This is a genomic window from Pseudomonas sp. efr-133-TYG-5 (assembly GCF_030209175.1).
Lineage (GTDB): Bacteria > Pseudomonadota > Gammaproteobacteria > Pseudomonadales > Pseudomonadaceae > Aquipseudomonas.
In genome coordinates this window covers 2,523,001-2,541,278 of the sequence record NZ_JARVSM010000001.1, presented here as the reverse complement: position 1 = coordinate 2,541,278, position 18,278 = coordinate 2,523,001, and the positions used below count along the sequence as shown (strand labels likewise).

Genomic DNA, 18,278 nt, shown 5'->3' with positions numbered 1-18,278 from the left:
TCTTAATTCAGTGGGTGCTGGCGCAGGAAGTCGGCAGCGACTTTCGACGGGCTCTCGTGATCGACGTCGACCCGCGCATTGAGCTGGCGCATGGTTTCGTCGTCGAACAGTTCGGCCAGCGGCTTGAGCTGTTCAGCCAGTTGCGGGTGCGCGTCGAGATAGGCCTGACGCACCACCGGCGCGGCGGTGTAGTCGGGGAAATAGTGCTTGTCGTCCGCCAGCAACTTGAGGCCGAAGGCATTCAGGCGGCCGTCGGTGGTGTAGACCAGACCGGCGAACACCTGACCGTTGCGCAGCGCGGTGTAGACCAGGCCGGCATCCATCTGGCGGATGTTCTCGCGGGTCAGGTTCATGTCGTACAGCTTGACCATACCGTCGAGACCGTCGGAGCGGTTGGCGAACTCGGTGTCGAGCGCCACCAGGTGGTTGGTCTGCGCTTCATCGCGCAGCACCTTGTTCAGGTCGCTGATGCTGTTGATCTGCGGATACGCCTCGGCAACTTTTTTCGGTAGGGCGAGGGCGTAGGTGTTGCTGAATTTCGACGGGGTCAGCCAGACCAGGCCTTTTTTCGCGTCGAGTTCTTTCACCCGGGCGTAGGACTGTTGGCTGTCGAGTTTCTCGGTGACATGGTTGTAGGCCACCAGCGACACGCCGGTGTATTCCCAGAGCATGTCCAGTTGCCCGCTTTCGTGGGCGCTGCGGGCGAGGTTGCTGCCCAGGCCGCCGGTGATCTGCGCGTCGTAGCCTTTGCTGCGCAGGTATTGCGCGGTGATTTCGGCGAGCAGGGTCTGTTCGGTGAACACCCGGGCGCCGAGGCGGATGAGCGGTTTTTCCGCGGCTTGCGCCAATCCTGCGAACAGCAGAGCGCTACTCAGGAGCAGGCCCGAGATCAAGCTGAGTCGTTTCATAAATATTCCTTCGCAAGAGCCTTAAGACGGGCGCAGACCGCGTTCCAGCCAGAGACGGCTGGCGAGGGTGACCACGCCATCGAGCAGCAGAGCCAGCAGCGCGGTGCACGCGGCGCCGAGCAGCAGTTGCGGCTGATTGTTCAGGGCGATGCCGGGGAAGATCAGGCTGCCGAGGCTGTTGGCGCCGATCAGGAAGGCCAGCGGCGCGGTGCCGACGTTGATCGCCAGGGCCACACGCACGCCACCGACGATGATCGGTACGGCGTTGGGCAGTTCGACTTTCCACAGCACCTGGCGCGGGGTCATGCCGATGCCGACGGCCGCCTCTTTGAGCGAACCCTGGACGTTTTTCAGGCCTTCATAGGTGTTGCGCACAATCGGCAAAAGCGAGGCGAGGAACAAAGCGAAGATCGCCGGACCGCTGCCGATGCCGAGAATCCCCAGGGCAATCGCGAGCACGGCCAGCGGCGGTACGGTGTTGCCGATATTGAAGATCTGCATGAAGCGTTCGGCGCGGCCGACCATGGTCGGGCGGCTGAGGAAGATACCGGCGGGGATACCCACGACAAGGGCGGCCAGCATTGAAGCGAGGACGAGAATCAGATGAGCTTGCAGGTAAAACAACAAATCGTCGCGGTAGTGTTCGATCGTGTTGATGCCGATCCAGTGGACCAGCAGGGCCAGGAGCGCGATGACCACCGCACCTCCCATCAGCCCTTTGCCATAGCGGATAGCCACAGGCGGACTCCTTTTCTTGTAGTCGGCGCACGCTGTCCCGAGTGGCATGCCAAGCCTTGGCTGCCGGGAATGAGCGTTCGCGAGAAGCAGCTCCCTCAGCACCGGCAACAAGCGGTCTGAAAGCGAGCCATGAGCGCAGCCTCGTCAGGCTAACTTGCTGATTTTTCAGCCCCTGACGAAATAGCGTGACAGGGGATGGACGTCTCCGGGCTTTAAAAGGTTCCCATCTGCGGCAGCAGTTGGCCACCCTTAATGTGCTCAACGGTTCGGTTATTGCCTCGAGTTGGGCTATAATCGCGGCCCTTTTTTGAATCACCGCCAGGCGATTTCCCATGACCAACCAGGCCGCCGAAGTCGCGAAACGCCGCACTTTCGCCATTATTTCCCACCCCGATGCCGGTAAAACCACGATCACCGAAAAGCTCCTGTTGATGGGCAAGGCGATTGCGGTGGCCGGTACGGTGAAATCCCGTAAATCCGATCGCCATGCGACATCCGACTGGATGGAGATGGAGAAGCAGCGGGGTATTTCCATTACCACGTCGGTCATGCAGTTCCCGTATCGCGAACACATGATCAACCTGCTCGACACTCCGGGTCACGAAGACTTCTCCGAAGACACCTACCGCACCCTGACCGCGGTGGACTCGGCGCTGATGGTGCTCGACGGCGGTAAGGGTGTAGAACCACGGACCATCGCCCTGATGGACGTCTGCCGTCTGCGTGACACGCCGATCGTCAGCTTCATCAACAAACTCGACCGTGACATCCGCGACCCGATCGAACTGCTCGACGAGATCGAGGCGGTGCTGAAGATCAAGGCCGCGCCGATCACCTGGCCGATCGGTTGCTACCGCGACTTCAAGGGTGTGTACCACCTGGCCGACGACTACATCATTGTCTACACCGCCGGTCACGGTCACGAACGCACCGAAACCAAGATCATCGAAAAACTCGACTCCGACGAGGCGCGCGCGCACCTGGGCGATGAGTACGAGCGTTTCCTCGAACAGCTTGAGCTGGTGCAGGGCGCCTGCCACGAGTTCAACCAGCAGGAGTTCATCGACGGTCAGCTGACCCCGGTGTTCTTCGGTACCGCGCTGGGCAACTTCGGGGTCGATCACGTCCTCGACGCCGTAGTCGACTGGGCCCCGCGTCCGCTGCCACGGGTGGCCAACGAGCGTACCGTGGAGCCGGTGGAAGAGAAGTTCTCCGGCTTCATCTTCAAGATCCAGGCAAACATGGACCCGAAACACCGCGACCGCATCGCCTTCATGCGTATCTGCTCCGGCAAGTACGAGAAAGGCATGAAGATGCGCCACGTGCGGACTGGCAAGGACGTGCGCATCGGCGACGCCCTGACCTTCTTCTCTTCCGAGCGCGAGCAACTGGAAGAGGCCTACGCCGGCGACATCATCGGTCTGCACAACCACGGCACGATCCAGATCGGCGACACCTTCAGTGAAGGCGAAACCCTCGGTTTCACCGGCATCCCGCACTTCGCCCCGGAGCTGTTCCGCCGTGTGCGTCTGCGCGACCCGCTGAAATCCAAGCAACTGCGCCAGGGCCTGCAACAGCTCGCCGAAGAAGGCGCGACCCAGGTGTTCTTCCCCGAACGCAGCAACGACATCATCCTCGGCGCCGTCGGTGTGCTGCAGTTCGATGTGGTCGCCAGCCGCCTCAAAGAGGAATACAAGGTCGAGTGCTCGTACGAGCCGATCACCGTGTACTCCGCGCGCTGGATCGAATGCAGCGACAACAAGAAGCTTGAGGAATTCTCCAACAAGGCGGTGGAAAACCTCGCGCTGGACGGCGGCGGTCACCTGACCTACCTCGCGCCGACCCGGGTCAACCTGGCGCTGATGGAAGAGCGCTGGCCGGACGTGAAATTCCGTGCGACCCGCGAGCATCACTGATTCCCGCGCAATAAAAAAAACGAAGCTTCGGCTTCGTTTTTTTTTGAGCTTTTTCGGCATAACCGTTATCGCCAACCATTCTGTACTTTCGTGGCAATTAGCGGACGCCGTCAGCGTCCTAACTGGTGAGCCCGGCTGATCGCAACTAGATTTGACTGAGCGCCAGTCAGGCATTTGTGTTTCATCTGCAGAAGGATGCAATCGCTATGAAGAACAGGTTGCTACGGATGTTGCTGTTGTTGAAAGTGATGGTGATGCTGTCCCTCGGCACCGCGACGGCCTGGGCCGAGTGCGAGGATCACGATACCCAGGCCTCCAGCGGGCAGGTGGGGCACAGCGCGCTGATGCTGGCCAAGTCCGAGTCCGAGCCGGGCGATCAGGATCAGGGCGGTAGCGCCAACGATGATGACTCGACCACCGACGAACCGGACACCGACGATCCGGACGACGAAGGCGACAGCCAGACGTAGATCGCCGGCAAAAGAAAACCCCTTCTGCCTCGACTGATGCGCAATCGAGGTGGAAGGGGTTGGGTCAACTCACAACAACCCGCCCCGGCAACAGGGCGGGTTTTTTCATGCCGCGCCGTCGAGGAACTGCTCGGCGTAGTGGCACGCCACCTGACGATTGTCGAGCGGGCGCAGGGCCGGCTCTTCGGTACTGCAACGCGCGGTCGCATACGGGCAGCGCTTGTGGAACGCGCAGCCCGGTGGCGGGTTCAACGGGTTGGGCAGCTCGCCGACGATCTTGATTTTCGGCTTGTCCGGATCCGGATGGATGGTCGGCGTCGCCGACAGCAGCGCCTGGGTGTATGGGTGCAGAGGACGGGTATAGATGTCCTCTTTCGGGCCCATTTCCACCGGCCGGCCGAGGTACATCACCAGCACCGAATCGGCGACATGCCGCACCACCGCGAGGTTGTGCGAGATGAACACGTAGGCGGTGTTGAATTCCTGCTGCAGGTCCATGAACAGGTTCAGCACCTGCGCCTGGATCGACACGTCCAGCGCCGAGGTCGGTTCGTCCGCCACCAGCACTTTCGGTTGCAGCATCATCGCCCGGGCCAGGGCGATACGCTGGCGCTGACCGCCGGAGAACATGTGCGGATAACGCTGGTAGTGCTCGGGACGCAAGCCGACCTGCTTCATCATCGCCTGGACTTTCTCGCGCCGTTCGGTGGCCGACAGGTTGGTGTTGATCAGCAATGGCTCGGCCAGTTGATCGCCGATCTTCTGCCGCGGGTTCAACGACGCGTACGGGCTCTGGAACACCATCTGCACGTCTTTGCGCAGTTGCTTGCGCTGCGCCTTGTCGGCGCCGGCGACTTCCTGGCCGGCGATTTTCAGCGAGCCGGACGACGGCTCCTCGATCAGGGTCAGGGCGCGGGCCAGGGTGGACTTGCCGCAGCCCGATTCACCGACGACGGCGAGGGTCTTGCCGGCTTCCAGTTCGAACGACACGCCGTTGAGGGCGCGCACGGTCGCGTGGCCCTTGAACAGGCCCCGGGAGACTTCGTAGTGACGGGTCAGGTCGCGGGCGGTAAGTACGACGGCCATTACGCCACCTCCTGGTTCAGCGGGTAGAAGCAGCGGGCGAGGCTGTTGCTTTTCGGGTCAAGGCTCGGACGCTGCGCGCGGCAGTTGTCCTGCACATACGGGCAGCGCGGCGACAGCAGGCAACCCTGCGGCCGGTCGTAGCGCCCCGGAACGATGCCGGGCAGCGTTGCCAGGCGCTCGGCGCCCAGACTGTGCTCGGGGATCGCCTTGAGCAGCGCTTCGCTGTACGGATGCGCGGGGATGTCGAACAGTTGCGGCACCTGGCCGACTTCAACCGCCTGGCCGGCGTACATCACGCACACGCGCTGGGCGGTTTCGGCGACGACGGCGAGGTCGTGGGTGATCAGCACCAGGCCCATGTTCTGCTCTTTCTGCAACGCCAGCAGCAGGTCCATGATCTGCGCCTGGATCGTTACGTCCAGCGCCGTGGTCGGTTCGTCGGCGATCAGCAGTTTCGGCTCGCCGGCAATCGCCATGGCAATCGCAACGCGCTGGCTCATACCGCCGGAGAGTTGATGCGGGTAGGCGTCCATACGGCTGGCGGCGCCCGGGATTTCGACTTTTTCCAGCAGCTCGATGGCGCGTTTGCGCGCTTGCTTGCCGGACATTTTCAGGTGCAGGCGCAGCACTTCTTCGATCTGGAAACCGACCGTGTAGCTCGGGTTGAGCGCGGTCATCGGGTCCTGGAAGACCATCGCCAGGTCTTTGCCGACGATCTGCCGGCGCTGGCGGTTGCTCAGCTTGAGCATGTTCTTGCCATCGAAGCTCAGGGCGTCGGCGGTGACGATCCCCGGGTGCTCGATCAGGCCCATCAGCGCCATCATGGTCACCGATTTGCCCGAACCGGACTCGCCGACGATGGCCAGGACTTCGCCTTTGTCGACTTTCAGGTCGAGACCGTCGACCACCGGCACGGCGGTCTTGTCGCCGAAACGAACGTTGAGATTCTTGATTTCTAGCAGTGACATGGGAATCTCCTCAGGCGGCGTTCTTGAGTTTCGGGTCCAGCGCATCGCGCAGGCCGTCGCCCATCAGGTTGATTGCCAGCACGCTGAGCAAAATGGTCAGGCCAGGCAGGCTCACCACCCACCAGGCGCGTTCGATGTAGTCGCGGGCCGAGGCCAGCATGGTGCCCCACTCAGGGGTTGGCGGCTGGACGCCGAGGCCGAGGAAGCCCAGGGCGGCGGCGTCGAGGATCGCCGAGGAGAAGCTCAGGGTCGCCTGCACGATCAGCGGCGCCATGCAGTTGGGCAGCACGGTGATGAACATCAGGCGCGGCAGGCCGGCACCGGCCAGGCGCGCGGCGGTCACGTAGTCGCGGTTCAGCTCGCCCATCACGGCAGCCCGGGTCAGGCGCACGTAGGATGGCAGCGATACCACGGCAATGGCGATCACGGTGTTGATCAGGCCAGGGCCGAGGATGGCGACGATCGCCACGGCCAGCAGCAGCGACGGCAGGGCCAGCATGATGTCCATCAGACGCATGATGGTCGGGCCGACGACTTTCGGGAAGAAACCGGCGAACAGGCCCAGCAGAATGCCCGGGATCAGCGACATCACCACCGACGACAGGCCGATCAGCAGCGACAGGCGCGAGCCCTGGATCAGTCGCGACAGCAGGTCGCGACCCAGCTCATCGGTGCCGAGCAGGAATTGCATCTGCCCGCCTTCCAGCCACGCCGGCGGCGTCAGCAGGAAGTCACGGTATTGCTCGCTCGGGCTATGCGGGGCGACCCACGGCGCGAAGATCGCGCAGAAGATCACCAGCAGCATGAACAGCAGGCCGGCGACGGCGCCCTTGTTCTTCGAGAAGGCTTGCCAGAACTCTTTGTACGGCGACGGGTACAGCAGGCTTTGATCCACGGCGGACGTGGCGTTGACTACTGAGGATGTTGGAGTGCTCATGGGTATTGACCTCAGCGCTGATGACGGATGCGTGGGTTGGCAAAGCCGTAGAGGATGTCCACCACGAAGTTGACCAGAATCACCAGGCAGGCGATTAACAGGATGCCGTTTTGTACGACCGGGTAGTCGCGGGCGCCGATGGCTTCGATCAGCCACTTGCCGATGCCCGGCCAGGAGAAGATGGTTTCGGTCAGGACCGCACCGGCCAGCAGGGTGCCGACTTGCAGGCCGACCACGGTCAGCACCGGAATCAGCGCGTTGCGCAGGCCATGCACGAACACCACGCGCGACGGCGACAGGCCCTTGGCCTTGGCAGTGCGGATGTAGTCTTCACGCAGCACTTCGAGCATCGACGAACGGGTCATCCGCGCGATCACCGCCAGCGGAATGGTGCCGAGCACGATGGCCGGCAGGATCAGGTGATGCAGGGCGTCGAGGAACGCGCCGACGTCATCGGCCAGCAGCGTGTCGATCAGCATGAAGCCGGTGCGCGGCTCGATGTCGTAGAGCAGGTCGATCCGCCCGGATACCGGCGTCCAGCCCAGGCTCACCGAGAAGAACATGATCAGTATCAGGCCCCACCAAAAGATCGGCATCGAGTACCCCGCCAGGGAGATACCCATCACCCCATGGTCGAACAGGGATCCTCGCTTGAGTGCCGCGATCACCCCGGCCAGCAGGCCGAGGATGCCGGCGAACAGCAGGGCGGCCATGGACAGTTCCAGGGTCGCCGGGAAGAGGGAGGTGAACTCGGTCCAGACGCTCTCGCGAGTCCGCAGGGATTCGCCGAGGTCGCCGTGGGCCAGTTTGCCGATGTAGTCCAGGTACTGGGCATACAGCGGCTTGTTCAGACCTAGGCGTTCCATTGCCTGAGCGTGCATTTCGGGGTCGACCCGGCGTTCGCCCATCATCACTTCCACGGGGTCGCCGGGAATCATGCGAATCAACGCGAAGGTCAGCAAGGTGATGCCGAAAAACGTGGGGATCAACAACCCCAGTCGGCGGGCAATAAAACTAAACATCTTGTGTGGTACCTCATCAGCCGGTTAGGCGTGCCCGGCCTGCCTGGGGTCAGGAAGGCCGGGAGTTTCTTATCTACTTCACCTGGGTGGTGGCGAAGTTATTGGTGGTCAGAGGGCTGATGTAATAACCCTCTACGTTGTTGCGCATTGCGGTGAACATGCGGGTGTGGGCCATGGTGATCCACGGTTGGTCCTGATTAAACAGCACCTGAGCCTGCTCGTAGAGCCTGGCGCGTTCGGCCGGATCTACTTTAGCCCGTGCTTCGTCGAGCAGCGCCTGGAATTTCTCGTTGCACCAGCGCGCGTAGTTTTCGCCGTTCCTGGCGGCCTCGCAACTGAGCATAGGCGTCAGGAAGTTATCCGGGTCGCCGTTGTCGCCCGCCCATCCGGCCGACACCATATCGTGTTCGCCGGCCTTGGCGCGCTTGAGCATCTCGCCCCATTCCATCACGCGGATGTCGATCTTGATCCCGACTTTCGCCAGGTCGGCCTGCATCATCTGCGCGCCGAGCATCGGGTTGGGGTTGGTCGGGCCGCCGCCGTTGCGGGTGAACAGGGTGAACACGGTACCTTCCGGCACTCCGGCTTCCTTGAGCAGCGCACGTGCCTTGTCGAGGTCGCGGGGCGGGTTTTTCAGCGTGTGGTTGTAGCCCAGCAGGGTGGCCGGGTACGGGTTGACCGCGACACTGGCGTTGCCCGCGCCGAACAAGGCGTTGACGTAGGCTTCCTTGTCGAAGGCGATGTCGATCGCCTTGCGCACGCGGACATCGCTGAGGTACTTGTGCTGGGTGTTCATGGCGACGTACGAGACGGTCATCGCATCCAGCTCGTCGACCTTCAGCTTGCTGTCTTTCTTGATGCTCGGGATGTCATCCGGTTTCGGATACAGCGCCACTTGGCATTCGTTGGCCTTGAGCTTCTGCAGGCGCACGTTGTTGTCGATGGTGATGGCCAGGATCAGCGCGTCGGCCGGCGGCTTGCCACGGAAGTAGTCCGGGTTGGCCTTGAAGCGCACCTGGGCATCCTTGGCGTAGCGCTGGAAGACGAACGGGCCGGTGCCGACCGGTTTGTTGTTGAGGTCGCCGGTCTTGCCGGCCTTGAGCAACTGGTCGGCGTACTCGGCCGAGTAGATCGAGGAGAACGCCATGGCGATGTCGGCCAGGAACGGCGCTTCGCGACGGGTCAGGGTGAACTTGACCGTGTTGTCGTCGACTTTCTCGACGCTCTTGAGCAGTTCCTTGAAGCCCATGCTTTCAAAGTACGGGAAGCCCACGCTCGACAGCTTGTGCCACGGGTGATTCGGGTCCAGCTGACGCTGGAAGCTCCAGACCACGTCGTCGGCGTTCATGTCGCGGGTCGGCTTGAAGTATTCGGTGGTGTGAAACTTGACGCCCTTGCGCAGGTGGAACGTGTAGGTCAGGCCGTCGTCGCTGATGTCCCAGGATTCGGCCAGTGCCGGTACCACCTCGGTGGTGCCGGGCTTGAAGTCCGCCAGACGGTTGAAGACCGTTTCAGCCGTCGCATCGGCTGTGACTGCAGTCGTGTACTGGGTGATATCGAAGCCTTCCGGACTGGCTTCGGTGCAGACCACCAAGGGTTTGGCCGAGACGCCGATGGCGGCACTCAGCAACGCGGCAGCCACGGCCGCACGTAGGGGAAGCATTTTCATCAAGAACCCTCTGCAATCGGTTGAAGACAAACAGCCGAACGGCCGACTCGTCACTGAGTCAGCCGTCGGCCGGCGTTATTACAGGATGTTGAACGGGATGGTGGTGACCAGGCGGAACTCGTTGATGTTGCCGTCAGCCTGGTGCTCGCTCGCACGGTGAGTGGTGTAGGTCGCGCGAATGGCGGTGGCCTTGAGCGGGCCGCTCTGGACCGCGTAGGACGCGCCCACGCCGTATTCGTAGTGGCTTTCGCCGTCCATCAGGCTCAGGTCGCCGCGCTTGGCGCCCGGATCGGTGTAGGCCGTGCCGGTGTAGTGAGTACCGTCGATGCCCCAGCCGCGGGCCTGGTAGATGTTGAACTTCAGGCCCGGCACGCCGTACTCGGCCATGTTGATGCCGTAGGCGATCTGGAAGGACTTCTCGTTCGGACCGTTGAAGTCCGACAGCAGGGAGTTGGCCAGGTAGATGCCGTTGGTTTCGTGCAGGTAGTCGAAGTACTCGTTACCGTTCACTTGCTGGTAGGAGAAGGTCAGGCTGTGCGCCTGGTGGGTCAGGCCGAACGACAGCGAGTAGGTATCGTTGTCGATGTTGCCCATCAACTTCTTGCCTTCGTCGACGGTCTTGTAATAGTTCAGGCCGGTGGTCAGGCTCAGGACCTGGCTGTCACCCAGTTCGTGGGTGCCGCCGAAGTAGTACTGGTTCCAGAAGTCTTCGACGTTGGCGACGTAGAGGCTGGTTTTCAGGCTCTTGAGCGGCTGGTAGTTGACGCCGGCGGTGTAGACCTTGTCGGTCTCCACGCCTGTGGCCGAGTACTCGGAGCGGAACTTCGACAGGCTCTGTTCGGTACGTGGCGAAACGCGGTCGAAACCGGCCAGGTCGAACGACAGGTTGTTGAATTCTTCACTGTGCAGGCTGATCCCTTCGAAGCTCGAAGGCAGCGGACGGTTGCCGATGACATCGACGATCGGCGTGCTGAAGTTCTGGCGGCCGGCGGTCAGGGTGGTGTTCGACACGCGGAACTTGACGTTGGCCAGGCCCAGTTTGCTCCACTGGTCGACGGCGTCGCCGTCGGAGTGCGCCAGGGTACGGTTGGAGCCGCCGGCGATGTCCTTGCGGTCGCGGTCGAGCACGATGGCGTTGTAGGCGGCGACTTCAGTGCTGACGCCAACGGTGCCCTGGGTGAAGCCCGAGGTGTAGTTGACGATGGTGCCCTGAACCCAGTTGATCCGACGCGGGGTCGGTGTCTTGACCACTGGCGAGGTGTTCTTGTCGCTGTTTTTCACGTAGCTGAAACGGTCGTCGCGACGCTTCAGTTCGTTGGCGTACCAGTTACGCGTGGTGCCGCCCAGGCTTTGTCCATCGATAAAGCCTTTGGCCTCGCTTTGGGCGCTGCTGCCGGCCAGAGTGGTCGGGACGAATTCCTGGCTGGCGTTCTCAGCGTAGGCGGTCGCGGTGATGCTGCTAATGGCCAGGGCCAGTATCGCGGTGCTGCTCAGTTTCATGGGTGAAGCTCCTTTACTTTCTTTTTATACCGGTCTTTTTTTGGTCGTCCGGCTATTTGGTTTAGAACTCATTCACACATCGCAAACGTTTGCAAAATGCCGGTTTGGCGAATTTCGGCAAAGCGCTTGCGTGAGGGGATAGACAGCTCCCCTCAGCGTTGCGGCTAATCGGTTGGGTTAATCGATGCTGACACCCGAGAATACGTTGCGGCCGAAGGGGCTCACCTTGAACCCTTCGACCCTGGCGCTCAGCGGCTGGTTGACCGTCGAGTGGGCGACAGGCGTGATCGGCACTTGCTGCTTGAGCAACTGCTGGGCCTGTTGGTAGAGCGCGGTGCGCTGGTCGCGGTCGGTGACGACCTTGGCCTGCTTGATCAGCTTGTCGTAAGCTGGGTCGCACCACATGGAGTAGTTGTTGCCGCCAATGGCGTCGCAGCTGTACAGCGTGCCGAGCCAGTTGTCCGGATCACCGTTGTCACCGGTCCAGCCGATCAGGCTGATGTCGTGCTCGCCGTTCTTGGTGCGCTTGATGTACTCGCCCCATTCGTAGCTGACGATTTTCACTTTCAGGCCGATCTTGGCCCAGTCGGCCTGCAGCATTTCGGCCATCAGTTTGGCGTTGGGGTTGTACGGGCGCTGCACCGGCATCGCCCACAGGGTGATCTCGGTGCCTTCCTTGACGCCGGCAGCCTTGAGCAGCTCGCGGGCCTTTTCCGGGTTGTAGGCGGCGTCCTTGATGCTCTCGTCGTAGGACCACTGGGTCGGCGGCATGGCGTTGACCGCCAGTTGCCCGGCCCCTTGGTAGACGGCGTTGAGAATGCCTTGTTTGTTCACCGCCATGTCCAGCGCCTGGCGCACTTCGAGCTGGTCGAACGGTTTGTGACGGACGTTGTAGGCGATGTAGCCGAGGTTGAACCCCGGCTTGGAGATCAGCTGCAGTTTCGGATCGGACTTCAGTGCGTCGACATCGGCCGGACGTGGGTGCAGGGTGACCTGGCACTCGTTGGCCTTGAGCTTCTGCACCCGCACCGAGGCGTCGGTGTTGATGGCGAAAATCAGGTTCTTCAGCTTGACCCGGCTCGGGTCCCAGTAATGCGGGTTGCCGGTGTAGCGAATGTTCGAGTCTTTCTGGTAGCTCTTGAACACGAACGGCCCGGTGCCGATCGGTTTCTGATTGATGTCGCTGGGCTTGCCTTCGGCCAGCAGCTGGTCGGCGTACTCGGCGGACAGGATGGCGGCGAAGCTCATGGCGAGGTTCTGGATGAACGCGGCGTCGACGCTGTTGAGCGTCATGACCACGGTCAGCGGCCCGGTCTTTTCGACCTTGGCAATGTTCTTGTTCAGGCTCATCCCGTTGAAATACGGAAATTCGGTCGGGTAGGCCTTACGGAAGGGCTGTTGCGCATCGAGCATGCGGTTAAACGTGAACAGCACGTCGTCGGCGTTGAAGTCGCGCGTAGGCTTGAAGTACGGCGTTGTATGAAATTTCACCCCTTCACGCAGGTGAAAGGTGTACGTGAGGCCATCCTCGGAAATATCCCAACTGGTTGCCAGACCCGGTACGACACTGGTCGCGCCTTTTTCGAATTCCACCAGCCGGTTGTACAGCGGCTCGGCGGCATCGTTGTCGGTCGCCGTGGTGTATTGCGCGGTATCGAAGCCCGCCGGGCTGCCTTCGGAGCAGAACACCAGGCTGTTGCCGGCGGCGTAGCTGGCGGACGATGCGGCCAACAGGCCGGCGCCCAGCAATGCGGAAAAAATCAAGGTATGGCGCATGACGCTCCCTCTTTTTGTCGTGTTAATCGATGCGCCGCGGTCCCATCCAGGGACGTGGTGGCTGCATCGAGCTCAAACCAATACGGACAGCAAAACCGTCAGCCCGCGCAGTCACTGGTCAGAACCTGACGGTAGGGGCCGCAGGTCTGGCAGTAAATGCGTTGAGTCCTAAAGACTCGTAGGAAAAGGCAACACGTCCTAACCCGCCCAGGTAAGACCTGGAGGAAAAGGATGTAGGCAAATTCCTAGCCGATCGGCAGAAAAAAACAGCGGCGACGCTGAAAACGTCGCCGCTGCCTGTTTTACTTGCTGACGCTGACGCCGTAGAAGGAGTTCAGGCCGAATGGGCTGATCTTGAAATCCTGCACGTTGGCGCGCATGGGTTGATACACCGTCGAGTGAGCGATAGGTGTCATGGGGACTGCATCTTTGAGGACGTGTTGCGCCTCTTTGTAGAGTTCGGTGCGCTTGGCCTGATCGGTGGTGCGCTTGGCTTCCTTGACGAGGCCGTCGAACTTCTTGTCGCACCATTTGGAGAAGTTGTTGCCACTCAGCGAGTCGCAACCGAACAGCACGTTGAGCCAGTTGTCCGGGTCACCGTTGTCACCGCTCCAGCCAATGATCATGGCCTGGTTCTCGCCACCTTTGGAGCGCTTGATGTACTCGCCCCACTCGTAACTGGTGATCTTCACGTTCAGACCGATCTTCTTCCAGTCGGACTGGAGCATTTCTGCCATCAGCTTGGCGTTCGGGTTGTACGGACGCTGCACCGGCATGGCCCACAGCACGATCTCGGTACCTTCCTTGACGCCAGCTTCCTTGAGCAGCTCCTTGGCTTTCTCAGGGTCGTACTTGGCATCCTTGATGGTGGTGTCGTAGGACCACTGGGTCGGCGGCATGGCGTTGACGGCCAGTTGGCCCGCGCCCTGGTAAACCGAGTCGATGATCTGTGGCTTGTTCACCGCCATGTCCAGCGCCTGGCGCACCTTGAGGTTGGCCAGCGGGTTCGGCTCGTTGCTGCCCTTGACCTTGTCCATCACGTTGTAGGCGATGTAGCCCAGGTTGAAACCGGCCTGGTCAGGCATCTTCAACGCAGGATCGGCTTTCAGTGCGGCGAGGTCGGCCGGACGCGGGAACAGGGTGACCTGGCACTCGTTCTTTTTCAGCTTCTGGATGCGCACCGACGGGTCGGTGGTGATGGCGAAGATCAGGTTGTCGATCTTCACGTCGTCCGGCTTCCAGTAATCCTTGTTGCCGGTGTAACGGATGTTCGAGTCTTTCTGGTAGCTCTTGAACACGAACGGACCAGTGCCGATCGGCTTCTGGTTGATGTCGGCAGCCTTGCCTTCCTTGAGCAGCTGGGCAGCGTACTCGGCAGACTGCACCGAAGCGAAGCTCATGGCCATGTTCTGGATGAACGCGGCGTCGACTTCTTTCAGCGTGAACTTGACGGTGTGGTCGTCGACTTTATCGATCTTGGTGATGTTGGTGTCCATCCCCATGTCGGTGAAGTACGGGAATTCGGTCGGGTACGCCTTACGGAACGGGTCATCCTTGTTGATCATGCGATTGAAGGTGAACAGCACGTCGTCGGCGTTGAACTCACGAGTCGGCTTGAAATACGGGGTGGTGTGGAACTTGACGCCTTCACGCAGGTGGAAGGTGTAGGTCAGGCCATCCGGAGAAATGTCCCAGCTGGTCGCCAGCCCAGGAATCACGGCGGTGCCGCCACGCTCGAACTGGGTCAGACGGTTGAACATGGTTTCGGCAGAGGCGTCGAAGTCGGTTCCGGTGGTGTACTGGCCTGGGTCGAAACCGGCCGGGCTGCCTTCGGAGCAGAACACCAGGTTAGTCGCAGCGGTGGCGAAAGGTGCGGAGGCTAACAAGCCTGCGCCGACTAAAAACGGAATGACCGCGTGTTTAAGCATGTTGGCCTCATGATTTGTTGTCATTTTTTAATAGTGAGGTACGACCTCGTGAGTCGTGCCTGCGGATACTTATGCAGGGCCCATACCCAATGCAAGATCCAGAGCGACCGCCAGCCTCAAACGGTGGCACGAACGTACCTTAATGTCGCATCTGTATAACTTCTGACGCATTTGACCGTTTGCGGGTGGTTTTTACGGTGCAAATGGAGCCCCAAAACGGTGCGTCGGTCACGATGTGCGCGCCGCCTTGGGGCCTGGTGTTACTTATTTATACCCACGCCGTAGAAGGGGGTTAGACCGAACGGGCTGATGCGGAAGTCGCTGACTTCCTTGCGCATCGGCTGGAACACCGTGGAGTTGGCAATCGGGGTGATCGGCACCTGCTGTTTAAGGATCAGTTGCGCCTGTTGATACAGTTTTACCCGCTCTGCCTTGTCAGTGGACACCTTGGCCTGCTGCACCCGTTTGTCGTAATCGGGATTGCACCATTTGGCGTAGTTGCTGCCTTTCACCGCCGCGCAGCTGTAGAGCACGCCGAGCCAGTTGTCCGGGTCGCCGTTGTCACCGGTCCAGCCATAGATCATCGCGTCGTGTTCGCCGTTTTTCGCGCGCTTGATGTACTCGCCCCATTCATAGCTGACGATGTTGGCCTTGATGCCGATCTTCTCCCAGTCCTGCTGAATCATCTGCGCCGACATGCGCGCATTCGGGTTGGAAGCACGCTGCACGGTCATGGCCCAGAGGTTGATGGTTGTACCCGGCGCAACCCCAGCCTCCTTGAGTAGCGCCTTGGCTTTCACCGGGTCGTAGGGGGCGTCCTTGATATTCGGATCGTACGACCATTGCGCCGGCGGCAAGGCGTTTTGCGCCAGTTGCCCGGCACTCTGGTAAACGGCCTTGATGATCGCCGGTTTATCGATGGCCATGTCCAGGGCTTGGCGCACCTTGAGCTGGTCCAGCGGCGGATGGGTGGTGTTGTAGGCGAGGAAGCCCAGGTTGAACCCGGCCTGCTTCAACACCCGCAGATTCGGGTCTTTTTCCATCACGTCGATATCCGCCGGGCGCGGATAGCCACTGACCTGGCACTCGCCGGCCTTGAGCTTCTGCAGACGCACCGCGGCATCGGGGGTGATCGAGAACACCAGGTTGTCGATTTTGACGTCCTCGGGTTTCCAGTAGGCCGTGTTCGCCACGTAGCGGATCTGCGCGTCCTTCTGGTAACGCTTGAACACAAACGGGCCGGTGCCGACCGGTTTCTGGTTGAGGTCGGCGGCCTTGCCTTCCTTGAGCAGCTGCGCGGCGTACTCGGCCGACTGCACCGAGGCGAAACTCATCGCGAGGTTCTGCACGAACGCGGCGTCGACGTTGTTCAGGTTGAAGCGCACCGTGTGCTCGTCGAGTTTTTCCACCGATTTGATCGTGGTGTTCAGGCCCATGTCGGTGAAGTACGGCGACTCGGCGGGATAGGCCTTGCGGAAGGCGTTTTCCGGGTCGAGCAGGCGCTGGAAGGTGAACAGCACGTCGTCGGCGTTGAAGTCGCGGGTTGGGGTGAAGTATTCGGTGGTGTGGAATTTCACCCCTTGGCGCAGGTGGAAGGTGTACTGCAGGCCGTCGCTGGAGACGTCCCAGGTGGTCGCCAGGCCCGGTTCGATGTCGGTGCCGCCGCGCTTGAACTGGGTCAGGCGGTTGAAGACGGTTTCCGCCGAAGCGTCGAAATCGGTGCCGCTGGTGTACTGGCTGGGGTCGAAGCCGGCCGGGCTGGCTTCGGAGCAGTAGACCAGGGTGGTGGCGGCGTTGGCGATGGGGGCCAGGGTGCTGAGGGCGAAGGCGATGAACAGTGGCTTGAGGGTGAATCGATCCATGGAGTCCCCGGGGAGAGTGGAGGTGGCTGTTGCTGGAGGTTAGCGGGATTGCAGCGGCCTGCGGAAATATCGATTTTCTCGGGCGCGCGTCTATCTCGGTATATCCAGCGAGGGCAGCGGTCCGGTGACACGCAATCCAGGCAGAAAAAAACCGGCGATCGATGACCAATCGCCGGTTTTTCATTCAGCCCGATTCAGCTCACTGCATCAGCACTTCAATCGAGCCATCGGCCGTCATGCTGACCTGGCTGGTGCCCGCTTCGACCTCGGGCGTCACCGGGGCCGCGTCCATGCCGGCGGCTTTCATCATCATCGGCGCGCGCAGGTACGGTTGTGGATAACCGTTGCTGTTGAGGTTCAGATTGACGATTTTGTAGCCCTTGCCGCCGAGGGCGTCGGTGGCCAGTTGGGCTCGGGCCTTGAAGGCGGTCACGGCTTCCTTGAGCAGCGCGTCTTCGCTGGATTTGCGGGTCGGATCAGCAATGGCGAAATCCATGCCGCCCATTTTCAGGTCGCCGAGCAGCTCGCCGGTGAGCTTGGACAGCGCGGCGAAGTCAGCGCTTTCCAGGCGCAGTTCGGCACGTTCGCGCCAGCCGGTGATCTTCTGGCCCTTGGTGTCGTAGATCGGGTAGCTGTTGCGGCTGCCCTGGCGCAGGGTGATGTCCTTGACCTGCTTGGCCTGGGCCAGCGCCTTGTTCAGGGTGGTACTGACATCGGCGGCGAGTTTGGCCGGGTCGGTGTTCTGTTCTTCGGTGTACAGGGTCACGATCATCAGGTCGCGGGCCACTTCCTGGCTGACTTCGGCGCGCAGGGAAATCTGGTTGTAGTTCAGCGCATCGGCGGCCAGGGCCGGAAGGCTGGCGACGCTGCCGACGGTCAGGGCGAGAAGGGCGGCGCTGCGGCGGAATGTGTGCATGAAGGCTCCTTGATGAGGGCGCAGGTGATGATTCGGCGGCCTGCGTGAAACCATCAGACTCTAGCTTCTGCCCTCCGGTTCGCCCAGTTACAACTTCTATACAGACCGGCGCAGTATCGGCGTTTTTTATCGAGGGAGCACCTGTCAGTTCTGACAGTAGAAATGCGCCGGCACCTGGTTGAGCATGGTCGTCAGCCAGTCGCCACGGCTTTGCCGCTCGGTGACTGTGCTCGATGCACTGACCACTCCTACGAGGACATCGCCATGAACGCTCAAGAGAAAAATGAAGCGAAAGCCCAGGGTTACAACGTGTTCCAGACGTCCGGATACGCCGACGCGCAATGGTGGGGCGTCTACAAGGACGGCACGTCCCTGGAGGTCAAGTTCGGCACTGAGGACGAGGCATGGAACTACGTGCAGACCCTCAAGAGCGCCGACGGCTACAACCACTGAGTCACTTGCCGCGCGTGACGGTCGCACGGCCGGCGCAGGCGCGGCGTCGATGAAGCGGATAAACCGGCGCTCGGCCCCTCGATCGCCGGTTTTTTCCCGGCAAGCGGATCATCCCCCACAACGCCAGGG

The 18,278-nt window shown here is 61.3% G+C and carries 15 protein-coding genes; 3 read left to right on the top strand and 12 right to left on the bottom strand.

Translation table 11 applies throughout. The features are described from left to right. Positions 1 to 2: 2 nt before the first annotated feature. Positions 3 to 908: a glycine betaine ABC transporter substrate-binding protein gene (locus QRN70_RS11590; RefSeq protein ID WP_285417803.1), complete on the bottom strand. Its 906-nt coding sequence runs from the start codon at positions 906 to 908 to the stop codon at positions 3 to 5. 21 nt (positions 909 to 929) lie between these two features. Continuing rightward, positions 930 to 1,619 carry an ABC transporter permease gene (locus QRN70_RS11585; RefSeq protein ID WP_172667905.1) on the bottom strand — a complete coding sequence of 230 codons (690 nt, stop codon included), beginning with the start codon at positions 1,617 to 1,619 and terminating at the stop codon, positions 930 to 932. Between the two features lie 359 nt (positions 1,620 to 1,978). Between QRN70_RS11585 and QRN70_RS11580 the strand changes: the two genes are divergently transcribed. Together QRN70_RS11580 and QRN70_RS11575 are read left to right on the top strand one after the other, a co-directional pair. Then, positions 1,979 to 3,562 (top strand): peptide chain release factor 3, encoded by a 1,584-nt coding sequence (locus QRN70_RS11580; protein WP_285417801.1) that lies wholly within the window; start codon positions 1,979 to 1,981, stop codon positions 3,560 to 3,562. Positions 3,563 to 3,768: 206 nt separating this feature from the next. After that, positions 3,769 to 4,032, top strand: coding sequence for a hypothetical protein (locus tag QRN70_RS11575; RefSeq protein ID WP_285417800.1), 264 nt, complete (start codon positions 3,769 to 3,771; stop codon positions 4,030 to 4,032). 105 nt (positions 4,033 to 4,137) lie between these two features. Here the strand turns inward: QRN70_RS11575 and QRN70_RS11570 are convergent, their stop codons facing one another. From QRN70_RS11570 to QRN70_RS11525, 10 genes are all read right to left on the bottom strand, one after another. Next, positions 4,138 to 5,118 carry a peptide ABC transporter ATP-binding protein gene (locus QRN70_RS11570; protein WP_285417799.1) on the bottom strand — a complete coding sequence of 327 codons (981 nt, stop codon included), beginning with the start codon at positions 5,116 to 5,118 and terminating at the stop codon, positions 4,138 to 4,140. Further along, positions 5,118 to 6,086, bottom strand: coding sequence for an ABC transporter ATP-binding protein (locus QRN70_RS11565; protein ID WP_285417797.1), 969 nt, complete (start codon positions 6,084 to 6,086; stop codon positions 5,118 to 5,120). The genes QRN70_RS11570 and QRN70_RS11565 overlap by 1 nt, the downstream gene beginning before the upstream one ends. 10 nt (positions 6,087 to 6,096) lie before the next feature. Then, entirely contained in the window at positions 6,097 to 7,023 is a 927-nt protein-coding gene (locus QRN70_RS11560; protein ID WP_285417796.1) for an ABC transporter permease subunit, read from the bottom strand. 11 nt (positions 7,024 to 7,034) lie between these two features. After that, positions 7,035 to 8,045: an ABC transporter permease subunit gene (locus tag QRN70_RS11555; RefSeq protein WP_285417795.1), complete on the bottom strand. Its 1,011-nt coding sequence runs from the start codon at positions 8,043 to 8,045 to the stop codon at positions 7,035 to 7,037. A 73-nt stretch (positions 8,046 to 8,118) separates the two neighbouring features. Continuing rightward, the gene (locus QRN70_RS11550) at positions 8,119 to 9,714 is read right to left on the bottom strand and encodes an ABC transporter substrate-binding protein (RefSeq protein ID WP_285417794.1); all 1,596 of its coding nucleotides are present in this window, start codon (positions 9,712 to 9,714) and stop codon (positions 8,119 to 8,121) included. Positions 9,715 to 9,792: 78 nt separating this feature from the next. Next, the gene (locus tag QRN70_RS11545) at positions 9,793 to 11,214 is read right to left on the bottom strand and encodes an OprD family porin (RefSeq protein ID WP_285417793.1); all 1,422 of its coding nucleotides are present in this window, start codon (positions 11,212 to 11,214) and stop codon (positions 9,793 to 9,795) included. A gap of 177 nt (positions 11,215 to 11,391) precedes the next feature. After that, positions 11,392 to 12,990, bottom strand: a complete 1,599-nt coding sequence (locus QRN70_RS11540; RefSeq protein ID WP_285417792.1) for an ABC transporter substrate-binding protein — start codon at positions 12,988 to 12,990, stop codon at positions 11,392 to 11,394. Between the two features lie 302 nt (positions 12,991 to 13,292). Then, positions 13,293 to 14,918, bottom strand: coding sequence for an ABC transporter substrate-binding protein (locus tag QRN70_RS11535; RefSeq protein ID WP_285417791.1), 1,626 nt, complete (start codon positions 14,916 to 14,918; stop codon positions 13,293 to 13,295). A gap of 260 nt (positions 14,919 to 15,178) precedes the next feature. Then, complete coding sequence (locus QRN70_RS11530; protein ID WP_285417789.1) at positions 15,179 to 16,780, bottom strand: ABC transporter substrate-binding protein; 1,602 nt, start codon at positions 16,778 to 16,780, stop codon at positions 15,179 to 15,181. Between the two features lie 199 nt (positions 16,781 to 16,979). Beyond that, positions 16,980 to 17,696, bottom strand: coding sequence for an SIMPL domain-containing protein (locus tag QRN70_RS11525; RefSeq protein ID WP_285417788.1), 717 nt, complete (start codon positions 17,694 to 17,696; stop codon positions 16,980 to 16,982). Positions 17,697 to 17,960: 264 nt separating this feature from the next. On the opposite strand from QRN70_RS11525, the gene QRN70_RS11520 reads away from it, so the two are divergent. Next, entirely contained in the window at positions 17,961 to 18,149 is a 189-nt protein-coding gene (locus tag QRN70_RS11520) for a hypothetical protein (RefSeq protein WP_285417786.1), read from the top strand. The last annotated feature ends 129 nt before the right edge of the window (positions 18,150 to 18,278 follow it).